Raw genomic sequence first — 14,413 nt, 5'->3', positions numbered from 1 at the left:
CCGTCCTGGATCGGCGGCCTGTGCACCACTCCTGCAAGGCATGGGCAATGAGCTCAGGCCCATTGTTCATCCGTAGGTGGGTCGGTGCTGGATCCAGCTTGTGCAGCTCCTAAACCGTGTAGATCATGTGAATAGAATTGCAGCGCCGGCCACCACGAATGGCCAGACAGATGCGGCTGTTTTCATCCAGCACGTTCAGGAATTTCAACGACCGGCCATCCATCGTCTGGTCGAACTGGAAGTCGACCGTCAAGACGTGGTGCTCGTACTCGGCCCTCAGCAGCTCCCTCGAGCCGTCCGCCGGCTGTGAGCGCTTCCGCTGGCGCGATTGGGGCCGCTGCAGCCCCTCTTCCCGCCAGATCCGTTGCACCCGCTTGTAGTTGACACTCCAACCATCAAGCCTCAGCCTCCTATAGAGCACCCGCCGGCCCCAACGCACATTGCGCCGGGACAGTCACGGATCGGCTGCCTGAACTTCTGCTCCTCGACGTCAGCCAGCGGGACAGGGCGCCGCTGGGTATTGCTTTTTTGGCATGCCAACCCACAGGCATGACGTTGAGAAACCCGGAATCGATCCTGCAGACCCACGACGCATCTGCGCCGTCGTTCCGGACTCAGAACCTTCCCTCGGCCAGCTCTTAATGCTTTGCAGAAGCCTTCTGCTAGGGCATCGCCTTGTCGAGCTCAAAGCGTCTCAGCCGGGTGTTCTCCTGCTCCAGCTTCTTGAGGTGCTTTGCCTCGGTGGCTTTCATGCCGCCGTGGAGCTCCTGCCAGCGGCGATACGTGGGAGCCGCCACCTCCAGGGTCCTGTTGACGTCAGCGACGGTCTGGCCCTGGTTGAGGAGCTGCTCAGCGGTGCGCAGCTTGCGGATGATCTGCTTGGGGGTGTGGCGCGTGCGTTTCATGGGGCTTCTCCTGGTCAAATCTGGCCGGTAGGGAAGCTCTCATTAGGACTGGCACAGTTTGCGGGTGCCTCGTCAACCCGACCAGCAGGGGTGGATTCCCGCTGGCGCGGGTGCCGAAAACCCTTGCAGCAGCTGGCTTCTCCGCTCCCGACCATGATTTTGCGGTGGTAGGGTGACGCAATACGAATGGTCCGTTTCCATGCTCAAGCTCCTCCTGGGAGATCCCAATGCCCGGAAGCTGAAGCGCTACCAACCGCTCGTTTCCGACATCAATCTGTTTGAAGAGGAGGTGGCCCCTCTCGACGATGACGACCTGCGGCGCAAGACCGTCGACTTCCGTGAGCGCCTGGCAAAGGCGGAAACTCCGGCCCGTCAGCGCCAGCTTCTCGATGAGCTCCTGCCTGAAGCCTTCGCCGTGGTGCGCGAAGCGGGCAAGCGGGTGCTCGGGATGCGCCACTTCGATGTGCAGCTGATCGGCGGCATGGTGCTGCACGAGGGGCAGATCGCCGAGATGAAGACGGGTGAAGGCAAGACCCTTGTGGCCACCTTGCCCTCCTATCTCAATGCGCTCACCGGCAAGGGTGTGCACGTGGTCACGGTGAACGACTACCTGGCGCGTCGTGATGCCGAGTGGATGGGGCAGGTGCACCGCTTCCTGGGGCTGTCTGTGGGGCTGATCCAGCAGGACATGCCGCCCAGCGAGCGGCGTCGCAACTACGGCTGCGATATCACCTATGCCACCAACAGTGAGCTGGGCTTTGATTATCTTCGCGACAACATGGCAAATGATATCGAAGAAGTGGTGCAGCGTGAATTCAACTATTGCGTGATTGACGAGGTTGATTCCATCCTGGTGGATGAAGCGCGCACGCCCCTGATCATCTCAGGGCAGGTGGAGCGCCCCCAGGAGAAATACCGCCGCGCTGCTGATATTGCCAATGAGCTCATCCGTGCTGAAGGCAGCTCGAAAGATGGTGTGGATCCCGAAGGGGATTACGAGGTGGATGAGAAGCAGCGCAATGTGACCCTCACCGATGAGGGGTATGCCAAGGCTGAGCAGTTGCTGGGAGTGGAAGACCTGTTCGACCCCGCCGATCCCTGGGCCCACTACATCACCAATGCGCTCAAGGCCAAGGAGCTGTTCATCAAAGATGTCAACTACATCGTGCGCGGCGAAGACGCAGTGATCGTGGATGAGTTCACCGGCAGGGTGATGCCCGGTCGCCGCTGGAGCGATGGGCAGCATCAGGCGATCGAGGCCAAGGAGAATCTGCCGATCCAGCCGGAAACTCAGACACTCGCCAGCATCACCTACCAGAACTTCTTCCTGCTCTATCCACGCCTGGCCGGCATGACCGGCACCGCCAAGACAGAAGAAGTGGAATTCGAGAAAACCTACAAACTCGAAGTGACTGTGGTGCCCACCAATCGGCAGCGCTCCCGCACCGATCTGGTGGATCAGGTGTACAAGAACGAAGTGGCCAAATGGCGGGCGGTGGCTCTGGAAACCGCCACCATTCACCACGACGGGCGCCCCATCCTGGTGGGCACCACCAGCGTGGAGAAGTCGGAGCTGCTTTCCTCTTTGCTGGCCGAGCAGGGCATTCCCCACAACCTGCTGAACGCCAAGCCCGAAAACGTTGAGCGTGAGGCGGAGATCGTGGCCCAGGCCGGCCGGGCCGGAGCCGTCACGATCGCCACCAACATGGCGGGCCGCGGCACCGACATCATCCTTGGCGGCAACACCGATTACATGGCACGGCTGAAGCTCAGGGAAGTGCTCCTGCCCCTGCTGGTGCGGCCGGAGGAGGGCCATCGGCCGCCGATCCCCCTGCCCCGGGAGGCTTCCCGTGCCGGTTTTGCTCCCGGTGCCCCCCTGCCGGTCTCGGCGCCCAGCGAGGCCCGTGCCATCGGCGCTCTTTTCCCCTGCGCCCTCACCCCCGCCACCGAGCAATCGTTGGTGGAGCTGGCCCGTGAACTGGTGAAAGCCTGGGGTGACCGGGCCCTCAGCGTGCTGCAGCTGGAAGACCGGATCGCCCAGGCGGCGGAGAAGGCCCCCACCGACGACCCCCAGATTCAGGCGCTGCGCAGCCTGATCGCCCGGGTCCGCGCCGAGTACGACGTGGTGGTGAAGGAGGAGGAGGAGCGGGTGCGGCAGGCCGGTGGCCTCCACGTGATCGGCACTGAGCGGCACGAATCGCGCCGGGTCGATAACCAGCTGCGCGGCCGGGCCGGACGCCAGGGCGATCCCGGCAGCACCCGTTTCTTCCTTTCGCTGGAAGACAATCTCCTGCGCATCTTCGGCGGTGAACGTGTGGCCGGCTTGATGAATGCCTTCCGGGTGGAAGAAGACATGCCGATCGAATCGGGCATGCTCACCCGCTCGCTGGAAGGGGCGCAGAAGAAGGTTGAAACCTACTACTACGACATCCGCAAGCAGGTGTTCGAGTACGACGAAGTGATGAACAACCAGCGCCGAGCCGTGTATGCCGAGCGGCGCCGCGTGCTCGAAGGCCGGGAGCTCAAGCTGCAGGTGATCGGCTACGGCGAACGCACCATGTCTGACATTGTGGATGCCTACGTGAACCCTGATCTGCCGCCCGAGGAATGGGATCTGGGCCGGTTGGTGGCCAAGGTTCAGGAGTTCGTGTACCTGCTGGCCGATCTCACGCCCGAGCAGCTCCAGGGCCTTTCCACCGAAGAGCTCAAGGCATTCCTGCGCGAGCAGCTGCGCAACGCCTACGACCTCAAGGAGAGCCAGATCGAGCAGGTGAGGCCTGGGCTGATGCGGGAGGCGGAGCGGTTCTTCATCCTCCAGCAGATCGACACCCTCTGGCGCGAACATCTGCAGGCCATGGATGCCCTGCGTGAATCGGTGGGTCTGCGCGGCTACGGGCAGAAGGATCCCTTGATCGAATACAAGAACGAGGGCTACGACATGTTCCTGGAGATGATGACCTCCATGCGCCGCAACGTGATCTACTCCATGTTCATGTTTCAGCCCCGCATGGAAACCGCCGAAACGGTGGTCACCGGCTGAGCTTCAGAGCCTGCGCCGCAGCAGCTCATGCGTCAGTCGGCGCCGTCAGCCGGCGCCGTCAGCAGCCCGCTACCCGGCCCATCGCCGGGCCCATCGCCCAGGAACTCAAGGATTTCGCGGTCCCTCAGGTTCTGGGCCTTGCCGCCGCAGATGTCCTGCAGGGGGCGGCCGGCGGCCACTTCCCGCAGGCAGTTCTGCAGCCGACCCACCTCACCTTCGAGCGTGTCGATGCGCTCCATCAGGTTGCGAATCACCCTGGCTTCCGCATCCGGCAGCTGCGAGTGCGCCAGAGGATCGATCCTCACCCCCGATTGATGCACCACCCTGCCGGGAACGCCCACCACCGTGCTGTCGGGCGCCACATCCCGCAGCACCACCGAGCCGGCGCCGATGCGGGTGTTCGATCCCACCGCGATCGCGCCGAGCACCTGCGCTCCTGCCCCCACCACCACGTTCTCGCCGAGCGTGGGATGGCGCTTGCCGTGTTCCTTGCCCGTGCCGCCGAGGGTGACCCCCTGAAACAGCAGGCAGCGATCGCCGATCACGGCCGTTTCTCCGATCACCACGCCCATGCCGTGGTCGATGAAGACCCCATGGCCGATCTGCGCGCCCGGGTGGATCTCCACGCCGGTGAGGCTGCGCCCCACCTGCGAGAGCACCCGCGGCACCAGCGGCAGGCCCAGCCGCCACAGGCGGTGGCTGAAACGGTGCAGCACCAGGGCATGGAAGCCCGGATAGCAGAGCAGGATCTCCACCGTGCCGCGCGCGGCAGGGTCGCGCTCTTTGATCATGCGCAGGTCGGCGCCGATCGCACGCAGCAACCGCCCGATCGAGCCGGGCGGAGATGGCTTCACGCTGCTCATCCCACCTTCATGGTTTCAGGATCGCCGTAGCCATCGCGCTGGCCGGTGAGGCCGATCTCCTTGCGCAGCAGATCGATGGTGGAGGCCCCCAGGTAGCTCTGGGCGCAGTGCACCTGGGGCAGCCGCATCAACTGGGCGCGGTTCTGGCGGAGGGTCTGCTCCACCAGCGGCAGGCTCGGCCGGTCGCAGAGCACGTGGCTGGCGGCCCGCAGCAGGGCCAGCAGGCGGCTGCCCACGTCGGGGTTGGCGGTCATCACCAGCAGCTCGTTGCCGCGCATGCTGTGCAGGATCACCTCCGCGGCCCGCAGGATGCCGGGACTGATGCTCACCAGGCCCACGCAACTGCCCGTCCGCAGCTCCTTGAGCAGATCGAGCTCGTGGCGGAAGTCGTTGAGATCCACCGCCACGGCGCGCACGCCGAAGCGCTGGGCCAACTCCTCCACGGGCTGGAGGAAGTAGCGGCTGGTGACCACCGTGCCGTTGCTCGAACTCTCCAGCACCGCCTCGAGCTCCTCCATCGGCACCACTTCGACGGGCACCTCCAGCACCGGCACCAGTTCTTCGGCGATCAGCAGCGAGGCGCCGATGTCCTCGCGCGGTGTGCTCACCAGCACGCGGGCGCCGCAGCGCAGCCGCCAGTCGATTTCGCGGGTGAGCAGCTCCCTTGCCTGCTGCAGCGTGCAGCCGGCGTTGAGCAGGCCGTCGACGCACTGGCGCACCTCGCGGTCGATGTCGGGCCGCAGGCGGTTGCGCAGGCCCGGCGGTGCCTTCAGCTCGCGCGGCTTCTGCTGATCGCGCACATAGATGCCGGAGCCCGCCATCGCCTCCACGACACCGTCGTTTTCCAGCTGGCGGTAGACCTTGCTGATCGTGTTGCGGTGCAGGCCGGTCTGCATGGCCAGCTGCCGCGTGCTCGGCAGGCGGTGGCCCGGCGGGTAATGACGGGCCGCGATCGCGAAGCAGATCTGGTTGTACAGCTGTGTCGACGCCGGGATGTCGCTTTCCTGCTGGATGTGAAATCGCACGCCGGCCCGGACCTGAACGTCTGGGGACACCCTACGGAGCTTCGGCCCCGGTGACAATTCCCTGTTTGTCATAAGAGACTGTGCCGGTTGCTCCGCCACTGGCCCAACCGCCGCAGTGGCATCGTGTGGGCCGACCCCTGCGACAGCATCCGTGGCCGAGTGGATCACCCTTCCTGCAGCCCCCGCTGCTGCTCCTGGCCTGGTGGCTGCTGACAGGCCGGCAGGTTCGCTGGCAGGCGAGCAGGCGCAGCGCACCGGTGTGGTTTCGGTGCCGCTGCGTTGCTGGTGGGCTGCTCCCGCCCAGCCCGCACGAGGCGCCATCCTTGTACTGCCGGAGGTTTTCGGCATCAACGCCTGGGTGCGTTCGGTCGCCGACCGGCTGGCTCTGGAGGGGTATGCGGCGCTGGCGGTGCCCCTGTTCGCCCGCAGCGCTCCGGCCCTGGAGCTGGGCTACAGCGCCGATGATCTGGCCGAAGGACGCAGCCACAAGGACCGCACCAGCAGCGCCGAGCTGCTGGCTGATCTGGACGTGGCCTGCCAGTGGTTGCAGGAACGCACCGGGGCCGGCCTGCTGGGCTGCGTGGGCTTCTGTTTTGGCGGCCACGCCGCTCTGCTGGCGGCCAGCCTGCCCCAGATCGCTGCCACCGCAGACTTTTACGGGGCAGGGGTGGCCAGCGGCAGGCCGGGGGGCGGCCCCCCCACCCTGGAGGTGTTACCGGAGGTCACTGGCAGGGTCTGGTGTTTCTGCGGGCGGCGCGATCCGCTGATGCCGGCCGCTGAGCTGGCGGCGATCGGGGCTGCGTTACGCCAGGCCGATCCGGCGGGCGGGCGCCACCGGCTGATCGAACTGGAGGCGGGCCACGGATTCATGTGCGAGGCCAGGCCCGACCATGACCCCGTCGCTGCCGCCGCCGGCTGGCGGGGAATGCTCGAACTGTTCGCCACCACGCTCTGAGCATGGGCGTGCCGCAGCAGCGAGCAACGCTCTGCGCCTGCGTGCGCGCTCAGCCCTCGGCGGCCTCGCCTGCAGCGGCGGCGCTGGTCTGGCGCTGCGGTGAAGGAATGGTGCGCACCGCCTTGGCCGCCAGGGCGGCGGCATCTTTTTCCTTGGTGAGCGGCGTTTTGCGCGGCGTGAGGAACATGATCATGTTGCGCCCCTCGCGCTTGGGGTCCTGCTGGATCTCGGCGCTTTCCTCGAGGTCTTTGGCCATCCGATACAGCAACTGCTCAGCCAGCGCCGTGTGCTGAATCTCCCGGCCGCGGAAGATCACCGTGCACTTCACCTTGTCGCCGTCCTTGAGGAAGCGGATGGCCTGACCGATGCGCACCTGGTAATCGTGCGAATCGATCTTGTAGCGCATCTTCACCTCCTTGACTTCGGTTTGATGCGACTTCTTCTTGGCTTCCTTGGCCTTTTTTTCCTGCTCGAACTTGAACTTGCCATAGTCCATGATCCGACACACCGGCGGATCCGCCTTCTCGCTCACCAGCACAAGGTCGAGCTCACGGTCCTTGGCGACCTCGAGGGCTTCCTCCCTGGTGATCACGCCGAGCTGACTGCCGTCGGCATCGACCACCCGTAACTGGGGGTAACTGATGCGTTCGTTGATGTTGGGGAGCTCCCGCACGGGAGCACGACGATCAAACCGAGGACGAGGAGGCATTCAAAGAAGCGAGGGGCGTAGCGGAGGCCGGCACGGGGAACAGCCGTCGAGCACTCACACTTACCCTAGAACCCCTTCGACCGCCACCACGGCGGCCCTCAGCAGATCGGTGGCGCCAGCGCCCGGATCCAGCCACAGCGGGTCATGCCGGCGCCGGAACCAGGTGCGCTGGCGCTTGGCATACTGCCGCGTGCGCTGGTCGGTTCGGCTGATCGCCTCCGCCTCGCTCAGCTCGCCCGCCAGCAGCTGCAGGACTTCGCCGTAGCCGATCGTCTGCAGCAGCGGCAGGTTGGGGCCGAAGCGCCGGGCCAGCTCCTGCGTTTCCTCCACCAGGCCATCGGCATAGAGCGAACGGGTACGGCGGGCGATCCGCTGCCTGAGGTCGCTGGGGTCAAGGCCCAGTTCAAGCACCCGCCAGGCGGGTGGTCGTTGGCTTTGCTGGCTGGACAGGGGCCGCCCGGTGGCGTACAGCACCTCCAGGGCCCGCTGGGTGCGCACGGTGTCGGCATGGTCGATGCGCCCTGCCGCCTCCGGGTCGGCCTGACGCAGCAACTGGTGGCAGGTGGCTGGCCCCAGCGCCGCCAGTTGGGCGCGCAGGGCCGGCTGTGGCGGAACCGCCGGTGGCTGCAGCCCCTGGGTGAGGGCCTGCAGGTACAGCCCGCTGCCCCCCACGAGAAAGGCCACGCCGCGGCGCTGGTGTTCGGCGGCGATGGCGGCCTCGGCCGCCTGGCGGAACTCCTGCAGGTTCAGCGGCTGGTCGGGCGGGCGCAGGTCGAGCAGGCCGTGGGGCACGCGCGCCCGTTCGGCGGCGGTGGGTTTGGCGGTGCCGATGTCCATGCCCGCATAAAGCTGTCGGGAATCCACCGAGAGCACCGTGAGGTCGAAGTGGCCGGCCAGCTCCAGGGCCAGGGCCGACTTACCGCTGGCGGTGGGCCCGAGCAGCACGAGCACGAGGGGAAGCGAAGCGGCCATCCGGGGGGCGTCTGCGCAGGGCGCGCTCGGGGTGACCTGAGCCTCGCTGAGGAACGGCCCGAGGGGATGCGCCGGAGGCCTGCGGGCGGTCCCGGCGCGGGACGGACGGAGCAGAGATGCGACTGGGGGGTGCATCCCTGTCGCAAACGGGCGCTGAGCGCCCCCTGGGCGCCCCTCTGAAGCAGCAGTGGTAAGATCGACACCTCGATTGGCCTTTTGAGCGCCCTGTGCCGCTGCTGCACCGCTTCACCCGGCTACCGGCGCACGCCGCAACTTGCCACCTGAGCCTTTCGGAATGAGCGACTCCTCCAAAGTTCAGCACGCCTACGGCGCCGAACAGATTCAGGTGCTCGAAGGCCTGGAACCGGTGCGTAAGCGCCCCGGCATGTACATCGGCACCACCGGGCCGCGGGGTCTGCATCACCTTGTGTATGAGGTGGTGGATAACTCGGTGGACGAGGCCCTTGCCGGCCACTGCACTGAGATCCTGGTGCGCCTTTGCGAGGACGGCTCCGCAGAGGTCACCGACAACGGACGCGGCATCCCCACCGACGTGCACCCGCGCACCGGCAAGTCGGCCCTGGAGACCGTGCTCACCGTTCTGCACGCCGGCGGCAAGTTCGGCAGTGGCGGCTACAAGGTGTCCGGCGGTCTGCACGGCGTGGGCGTTTCGGTGGTGAACGCGCTCAGCGAGTGGGTGGAAGTGACCGTGCACCGGCAGGATCAGGTGCACCGCCAGCGCTTCGAGCGCGGCGCCCCGATCGGAACCCTGCGCTCGGAAGCCGATACCAGCGGCCGCACTGGCACGGCGGTGCGCTTCAAGCCCGATATCGAGATCTTCTCCGGCGGCATCCACTTCGACTACACCACGTTGTCCGGCAGGCTGCGGGAGCTGGCCTATCTCAACGGCGGTGTGCGGATTGTTTTCCGCGATGAACGCAGCGAGGCCCTCGGCGCCGACGGCAGCGCCCACGAGGAGATCTATCACTACGAAGGCGGTATCCGCGAGTACGTCGCCTACATGAACGACGGCAAGGATCCCCTTCACCCCGACATCATCTATGTGAATGCTGAGAAGGACGGCGTGCAGGTGGAGGCTGCGTTGCAGTGGTGCGTGGACGCCTACTCCGACAGCATTCTCGGCTTCGCCAATAACATCCGCACCGTCGACGGCGGCACGCACATCGAGGGTCTGAAAACAGTTCTCACCCGTACGCTCAACACCTTCGCCAGGAAGCGCGGCAAGCGCAAGGACGGTGATTCCAACCTGGCGGGCGAGAACATCCGCGAGGGGCTCACCGCCGTGCTGTCGGTGAAGGTGCCCGATCCGGAATTCGAAGGTCAGACCAAGACCAAGCTCGGCAACACCGAGGTGCGCGGCATCGTGGACACCGTGGTGGGCGAATCGCTGAGCGAATTCCTTGAGTTCCACCCCCAGGTGATCGACCTGATCCTGGAGAAGGCGATCCAGGCCTTCAACGCCGCTGAGGCGGCTCGCCGCGCCCGTGAACTGGTGCGCCGTAAATCGGTGCTCGAGAGTTCCACACTGCCCGGCAAGCTGGCCGATTGCAGCTCCCGCGATCCTTCCGAATCCGAGATCTATATCGTGGAAGGCGACTCCGCCGGTGGCTCCGCCAAGCAGGGCCGCGACCGCCGCTTCCAGGCGATCCTGCCCCTGCGTGGCAAGATCCTCAATATCGAGAAAACCGACGACGCCAAGATCTACAAGAACACCGAGATCCAGGCGCTGATCACTGGCCTGGGGCTGGGCATCAAGGGAGAAGAATTCAATGAATCCTCGCTGCGCTATCACCGGATCGTGATCATGACCGACGCGGATGTTGACGGCGCCCACATCCGCACGCTGCTGCTTACCTTCTTCTATCGCTACCAGAAAATGTTGCTGGAAGGCGGCTACATCTACATCGCCTGCCCGCCTCTCTACAAGGTGGAGCGCGGCAAGAACCACACCTACTGCTACGACGAAAAAGACCTCAGGAAAACCCTTGATGGCTTCGGTGAGAAGGCCAATTACACACTCCAGCGTTTCAAGGGTCTGGGGGAAATGATGCCCAAGCAGCTGTGGGAAACCACCATGGATCCCTCCACCCGCAAGATGAAGCGGGTGGAGATCGAAGATGCCGCTGAAGCGGATCGCATCTTCACCATCCTGATGGGAGACAAAGTGGCGCCCCGCCGCGAATTCATCGAAACCCACAGCGCCGAGCTCGATTTCGCTCAGCTCGACATCTGATGGCCTGGCGTTGGATCTGGGTGCTGGGCTTCGCCCTGATCGCTCCGGCCTCCCTCCCCGCCGGTGGCGCCGATTGGCGCACCCCGGAGCTGCGCCGCCGCCAGAACGGCGATCCGCTGCTTGCTGAGGGCTCGCGCGATGGCGTGCTGCGCGCTTCTCCCCATCACCGCGCGCCTTGCCTGCTGCCCGTGTCTGCGGGCGCGCCGCTGCGGCTGCTGCGCGTGTGGCAGGAGCCCGAGGGGGAACGCTGGTTGCACGTCGAGGCAGCGACTGCCGCCGGAACGGCCCGGCGCGGCTGGCTGGTCGGGTGAATGAGGCCCTGCTGGTGGCCGTCGGTGCGGTACCCGGCAGTTGGCTGCGGCTGCGGCTGGTCAACCACTTTGAGCCGCTGTTGCCTCATCGCCACTGGGCCACCCTCGCGGTCAACGTGTCCGCCAGCTTCGCGCTCGGGCTGGTGGTGGCGCTCGATCGCTCCAGCGGCACTGGCAGCCCCCTGCTGCTGCTGATCGGCACCGGTTTTCTCGGCAGCTTCAGCACGTTCTCCACCTTCATGCTGGAAGCCTTGCTGGCCTGGCAGGCCGGCAGGCGACGCGAAACACTGGCGCTGCTGGCGGCCTCCGTGCTGCTGGGCGTGCTGGCCGTGCTGCTGGGGCAGGCGGTAGCCCGTGCCTGACCCGGGCGACCTTCAGGCGCGGCGGTTGCGTTTCGAGCTCGTGGAGCTGCTGCTGGTGGCTGCGGGGGCGGTGCCTGGCGCCCTGCTGCGCTGGCAGGCGGAAGCGCGTCTCGGCCCTGTGCTGGGCGGTGCCCCCTGGGCGGAGCTGCTGGTGAACCTGACCGGCTGCCTGGTGCTCGGCCTGCTGGCGGGACCGATCCCCTGGCGCACGCCGCTGGTGCTCTGCCTCGGCATCGGCTTCTGCGGGGCCCTCACCACCTTCAGCAGCTGGATGCTGAACCTGGTGCGGCTGGCCGAGCTCGATCGCGCCGGCGAGGGACTCTGGCTGCTACTGGCCAGCCTGGTGCTGGGTCTGCTGGCAGCGGCCGCAGGGGTCGCCGCCAGCCATCGGCTGATGGCCGCCCTGCGTCGCCGCAGGCTGTGAGCGGCATGGAGCCGCTCGGCCTCTGCGGTCGGCTCAGGCGGCGAGGGCCGCCTCGATGGCTGCCGTCAGCTCAGGGCCGGTGGGATCCACGGCGCTCTTGAAGCGCGCCAGCACCGTTCCGTCCTTGCCCACCAGGAACTTCTCGAAGTTCCACTCCACATCGCCGGCCGGTTCGGCCTGGGTGAGCACGTCATAGGGAGCGCTCTTCACGCCCTTGGCCTGCACCTTGTCGAACAGCTCGAAGCTGGCGCCATAGGTGGTGGAGCAGAACTGCTGGATCTCCGGCAGGGTGCCCGGTTCCTGGGCGCCGAAATCGTTGCAGGGGAAGCCCAACACCTTGAAGCCGCGGGCGCCGTAGGTGTCCTGCAGCGTCTGCAGGCCGGCGTACTGGCGGGTGAAGCCGCAGCGGCTGGCCACGTTCACGATCAGCAGCACCGAGCCGGCATAGCCGGCCAGCGGTGTCTCCGCGCCTGTGGCGCTGCGCACCACCACATTGGAAACGCTCACGCTCATGGTTGTTGTTGTCGCTGCCGGCTGACCCTAGAAGCTGAGCGCCGCTGCGGGGAGGCCGTGGCAGGAACCCTCCCCATACACTCGATGTGCCGCCACTTCGGGGCCGATGAGCGAGCTCGACAGCGGCGGCGCCCGCCATGGCCGCCAGGATCCTGCCGGCCGAGGCCAGTCCGGCGGCGCTGAGCACGGCGGTGGCGCGGTGGGCAGCATCAGCGGCTCCACGATCGTGCTCGGCGGCGGCCTGCAGGTGGCCGAGGTGGTGTCCCGCCAGCTGGAAGCCCTGCTCAAGGCCAGCAACTACGGCGGCGTGAAACTGCTGCTGGAGCCGGTTCAGCCGGTGGATTGCGCCGAGGCGATCGGCACCCTGCCGCGCACGCTGCAGGCCCTGGCCTTCCGCCTGCTGCCCAAGGACAAGGCGATTGAGGTGTACGAATACCTCGATGGCGATGTGCAGCAGAGCCTGGTGGAGCGGCTCCGTTCCGGCGAGGTGCTGGAGCTGGTGGAGGAGATGTCGCCGGACGACCGGGTGCGGCTGTTCGATGAACTGCCCGCCAAGGTGGTGCGGCGCCTGCTGATGGAGCTGAGCCCGGCGGAGCGCCGAGTCACGGCCCAGCTGCTGGGCTACGAGGCGGAAACGGCCGGCCGGTTGATGACGACCGAATTCATCGACCTCAAGGAGTTCCACAGCGCCGCTCAGGCGCTCGACATCGTGCGGCGGCGGGCCCGGGACACTGAAACCGTGTACAGCCTCTACGTGACCGACGCTTCGCGTCACCTCACTGGCATCCTCTCGCTACGGGATCTGGTGATGGCCGACCCGGAGGACCGCATCGGCGATGTGATGACCCGGGAGGTGGTGAACGTCACCACCGCCACGGATCAGGAGGAGGTGGCCCGCGTGATCCAGCGCTACGACTTCCTGGCGGTGCCGGTGGTGGACCGCGAGGAGCGGCTGGTGGGGATCGTCACCGTCGACGACGTGATCGATGTGATCCAGCAGGAGGCCACCCGTGACCTCTACGCGGCCGGCGCCGTTCAGGCGGGCGATGAGGACGACTACTTCCGCAGCAACCTGTTCACCGTGGCCCGCCGCCGGGTGGTGTGGTTGCTCGTGCTGCTGATCGCCAATGCCGGCACCGCGGCGGTGATCGCCTCTCAGGAGTCGGTGCTGAAGCGGGTGGTGATGCTGACGGCCTTCATCCCGCTGCTGATCGGCACGGGCGGCAACGTGGGCTCGCAGAGTTCCACCGTGGTGATCCGTGGCCTCAGCACCCAGCGCATCCAGGCGCTCGGTACCTGGCCGGCGATCTGGCGCGAGGCCGTGGCCGGCGCCTTGCTGGGGGTGCTGATGGTGCTGGTGGTGGTGCCCTGGGCCCGCTATGTGTCAGGCAGCTGGCTGGTGGCGGTGGCGGCGGGCCTGAGCCTGGTGGCCATCACCACCCTGGCGGCCACGGCCGGCGCGGCGCTGCCGCTGCTGTTCGATCGGCTGGGGCTCGATCCAGCCCTGATGTCGGCGCCCTTCATCGCCACCGCCACCGACGTGGCGGGGGTGTTCATCTACCTCAGGACCGCCACCTGGCTGCTCGACTCACTCGGGATGCCGCTCTAGCTGGGCGGAAGGCCCCTGCCGGAGGGCGGCGCGTTGGGGCCGGTTGGCGGGCCTGCTGGCTGGATGGCTGCGCCTACTCCCCAGGCAGGGTCTGCGTTGTGGGTGGATGAGCGGCTCTGGCCAGCGAGCGCCAGGGCAGGAAGAAGCTGGCGACCGGCACTGCTCAGACCCTGGCTGCTCTGGCTGGCGCTCAGGGGAATGTCGCCCCGAAGAGTCCGAGATGAGAGGGACTTCACACTTCTTCAGGTTAGGCTTTACACACTGTCAAAACACCACGCCGTGATTGTCGCTCTCTCCCCGTCCCGGCCCGTCGAGTCGCTGGCCGATGCCGACCCCCGGCCCGTGGTTCTGCCCCGTTCCCTGCCCCCCGTGGACGGCGACCTGGTGCGCTCGTATCTGCGGGACATCGGCCGCGTGCCGTTGCTGAGCCATGAGCAGGAGATCACGCTGGGCCGCCAGGTGCAGGAGCTG

15 protein-coding genes are annotated in these 14,413 nt (G+C 66.6%); 8 read left to right on the top strand and 7 right to left on the bottom strand.

Annotated elements, in window-relative coordinates; translation table 11 throughout:
• Positions 1 to 109: 109 nt before the first annotated feature.
• Both CJZ80_RS05620 and CJZ80_RS05615 read right to left on the bottom strand, forming a co-directional pair.
• A complete protein-coding gene (locus tag CJZ80_RS05620; protein ID WP_158217440.1) occupies positions 110 to 439 on the bottom strand; it encodes an IS3 family transposase in 330 nt (109 codons plus the stop codon).
• 223 nt (positions 440 to 662) lie between these two features.
• Positions 663 to 905, bottom strand: coding sequence for a transposase (locus CJZ80_RS05615; RefSeq protein ID WP_094511105.1), 243 nt, complete (start codon positions 903 to 905; stop codon positions 663 to 665).
• A gap of 199 nt (positions 906 to 1,104) precedes the next feature.
• Here CJZ80_RS05615 and secA point away from each other — a divergent pair, with 199 nt between their 5' ends.
• Positions 1,105 to 3,945, top strand: a complete 2,841-nt coding sequence (gene secA, locus CJZ80_RS05610; RefSeq protein WP_094511104.1) for a preprotein translocase subunit SecA — start codon at positions 1,105 to 1,107, stop codon at positions 3,943 to 3,945.
• Between the two features lie 32 nt (positions 3,946 to 3,977).
• On the opposite strand, the gene cysE is transcribed toward secA, so the two are convergent.
• Together cysE and CJZ80_RS05600 are read right to left on the bottom strand one after the other, a co-directional pair.
• Positions 3,978 to 4,766, bottom strand: coding sequence for a serine O-acetyltransferase (cysE, locus tag CJZ80_RS05605; RefSeq protein WP_094511499.1), 789 nt, complete (start codon positions 4,764 to 4,766; stop codon positions 3,978 to 3,980).
• 38 nt (positions 4,767 to 4,804) lie between these two features.
• Complete coding sequence (locus CJZ80_RS05600) at positions 4,805 to 5,833, bottom strand: GntR family transcriptional regulator (RefSeq protein ID WP_094511103.1); 1,029 nt, start codon at positions 5,831 to 5,833, stop codon at positions 4,805 to 4,807.
• Between the two features lie 151 nt (positions 5,834 to 5,984).
• On the opposite strand from CJZ80_RS05600, the gene CJZ80_RS05595 reads away from it, so the two are divergent.
• Positions 5,985 to 6,788: a dienelactone hydrolase family protein gene (locus CJZ80_RS05595; RefSeq protein ID WP_233132851.1), complete on the top strand. Its 804-nt coding sequence runs from the start codon at positions 5,985 to 5,987 to the stop codon at positions 6,786 to 6,788.
• A 49-nt stretch (positions 6,789 to 6,837) separates the two neighbouring features.
• Here CJZ80_RS05595 and infC read toward each other — a convergent pair whose 3' ends face one another.
• Both infC and miaA read right to left on the bottom strand, forming a co-directional pair.
• Complete coding sequence (infC, locus tag CJZ80_RS05590) at positions 6,838 to 7,497, bottom strand: translation initiation factor IF-3 (RefSeq protein ID WP_094511102.1); 660 nt, start codon at positions 7,495 to 7,497, stop codon at positions 6,838 to 6,840.
• A 60-nt stretch (positions 7,498 to 7,557) separates the two neighbouring features.
• Positions 7,558 to 8,469, bottom strand: coding sequence for a tRNA (adenosine(37)-N6)-dimethylallyltransferase MiaA (miaA, locus tag CJZ80_RS05585; protein ID WP_094511101.1), 912 nt, complete (start codon positions 8,467 to 8,469; stop codon positions 7,558 to 7,560).
• Positions 8,470 to 8,764: 295 nt separating this feature from the next.
• On the opposite strand from miaA, the gene gyrB reads away from it, so the two are divergent.
• The 4 genes from gyrB to CJZ80_RS05565 are packed head-to-tail and all read left to right on the top strand — an operon-like array spanning position 8,765 to position 11,820.
• Entirely contained in the window at positions 8,765 to 10,723 is a 1,959-nt protein-coding gene (gyrB, locus tag CJZ80_RS05580) for a DNA topoisomerase (ATP-hydrolyzing) subunit B (protein WP_094511100.1), read from the top strand.
• Positions 10,723 to 11,034, top strand: coding sequence for a hypothetical protein (locus tag CJZ80_RS05575; protein WP_094511099.1), 312 nt, complete (start codon positions 10,723 to 10,725; stop codon positions 11,032 to 11,034). The genes gyrB and CJZ80_RS05575 overlap by 1 nt, the downstream gene beginning before the upstream one ends.
• Positions 11,019 to 11,396 carry a CrcB family protein gene (locus CJZ80_RS05570; protein ID WP_094511495.1) on the top strand — a complete coding sequence of 126 codons (378 nt, stop codon included), beginning with the start codon at positions 11,019 to 11,021 and terminating at the stop codon, positions 11,394 to 11,396. Before CJZ80_RS05575 ends, CJZ80_RS05570 begins: the two co-directional genes overlap by 16 nt.
• Entirely contained in the window at positions 11,389 to 11,820 is a 432-nt protein-coding gene (locus CJZ80_RS05565) for a CrcB family protein (protein ID WP_094511098.1), read from the top strand. The genes CJZ80_RS05570 and CJZ80_RS05565 overlap by 8 nt, the downstream gene beginning before the upstream one ends.
• A 33-nt stretch (positions 11,821 to 11,853) precedes the next feature.
• Here CJZ80_RS05565 and CJZ80_RS05560 read toward each other — a convergent pair whose 3' ends face one another.
• Positions 11,854 to 12,333, bottom strand: a complete 480-nt coding sequence (locus tag CJZ80_RS05560) for a glutathione peroxidase (protein ID WP_094511097.1) — start codon at positions 12,331 to 12,333, stop codon at positions 11,854 to 11,856.
• Between the two features lie 106 nt (positions 12,334 to 12,439).
• Between CJZ80_RS05560 and mgtE the strand changes: the two genes are divergently transcribed.
• Both mgtE and CJZ80_RS05550 read left to right on the top strand, forming a co-directional pair.
• A complete protein-coding gene (gene mgtE / locus CJZ80_RS05555) occupies positions 12,440 to 13,942 on the top strand; it encodes a magnesium transporter (protein ID WP_094511096.1) in 1,503 nt (500 codons plus the stop codon).
• Between the two features lie 318 nt (positions 13,943 to 14,260).
• Positions 14,261 to 14,413: sigma-70 factor domain-containing protein (locus CJZ80_RS05550; protein WP_304442210.1), on the top strand; the 153-nt coding region annotated here is incomplete at its 3' end.

Source organism: Synechococcus sp. MW101C3 (genome assembly GCF_002252635.1).
Classification (GTDB): domain Bacteria; phylum Cyanobacteriota; class Cyanobacteriia; order PCC-6307; family Cyanobiaceae; genus MW101C3.
Note: the sequence above shows the minus strand (reverse complement) of the source record. Positions and strands in the feature narration are given on the sequence as shown.

Coding starts and splice junctions, on each gene's coding strand:
- CJZ80_RS05575 (WP_094511099.1), top strand. CDS start 10,723: ATGGCCTGGCGTTGGATCTGGGTGCTGGGCTTCGCCCTGATCGCTCCG.
- secA (WP_094511104.1), top strand. CDS start 1,105: ATGCTCAAGCTCCTCCTGGGAGATCCCAATGCCCGGAAGCTGAAGCGC.
- mgtE (WP_094511096.1), top strand. CDS start 12,440: ATGAGCGAGCTCGACAGCGGCGGCGCCCGCCATGGCCGCCAGGATCCT.
- infC (WP_094511102.1), bottom strand. CDS start 7,497: ATGCCTCCTCGTCCTCGGTTTGATCGTCGTGCTCCCGTGCGGGAGCTC.
- CJZ80_RS05560 (WP_094511097.1), bottom strand. CDS start 12,333: ATGAGCGTGAGCGTTTCCAATGTGGTGGTGCGCAGCGCCACAGGCGCG.
- gyrB (WP_094511100.1), top strand. CDS start 8,765: ATGAGCGACTCCTCCAAAGTTCAGCACGCCTACGGCGCCGAACAGATT.
- miaA (WP_094511101.1), bottom strand. CDS start 8,469: ATGGCCGCTTCGCTTCCCCTCGTGCTCGTGCTGCTCGGGCCCACCGCC.
- CJZ80_RS05615 (WP_094511105.1), bottom strand. CDS start 905: ATGAAACGCACGCGCCACACCCCCAAGCAGATCATCCGCAAGCTGCGC.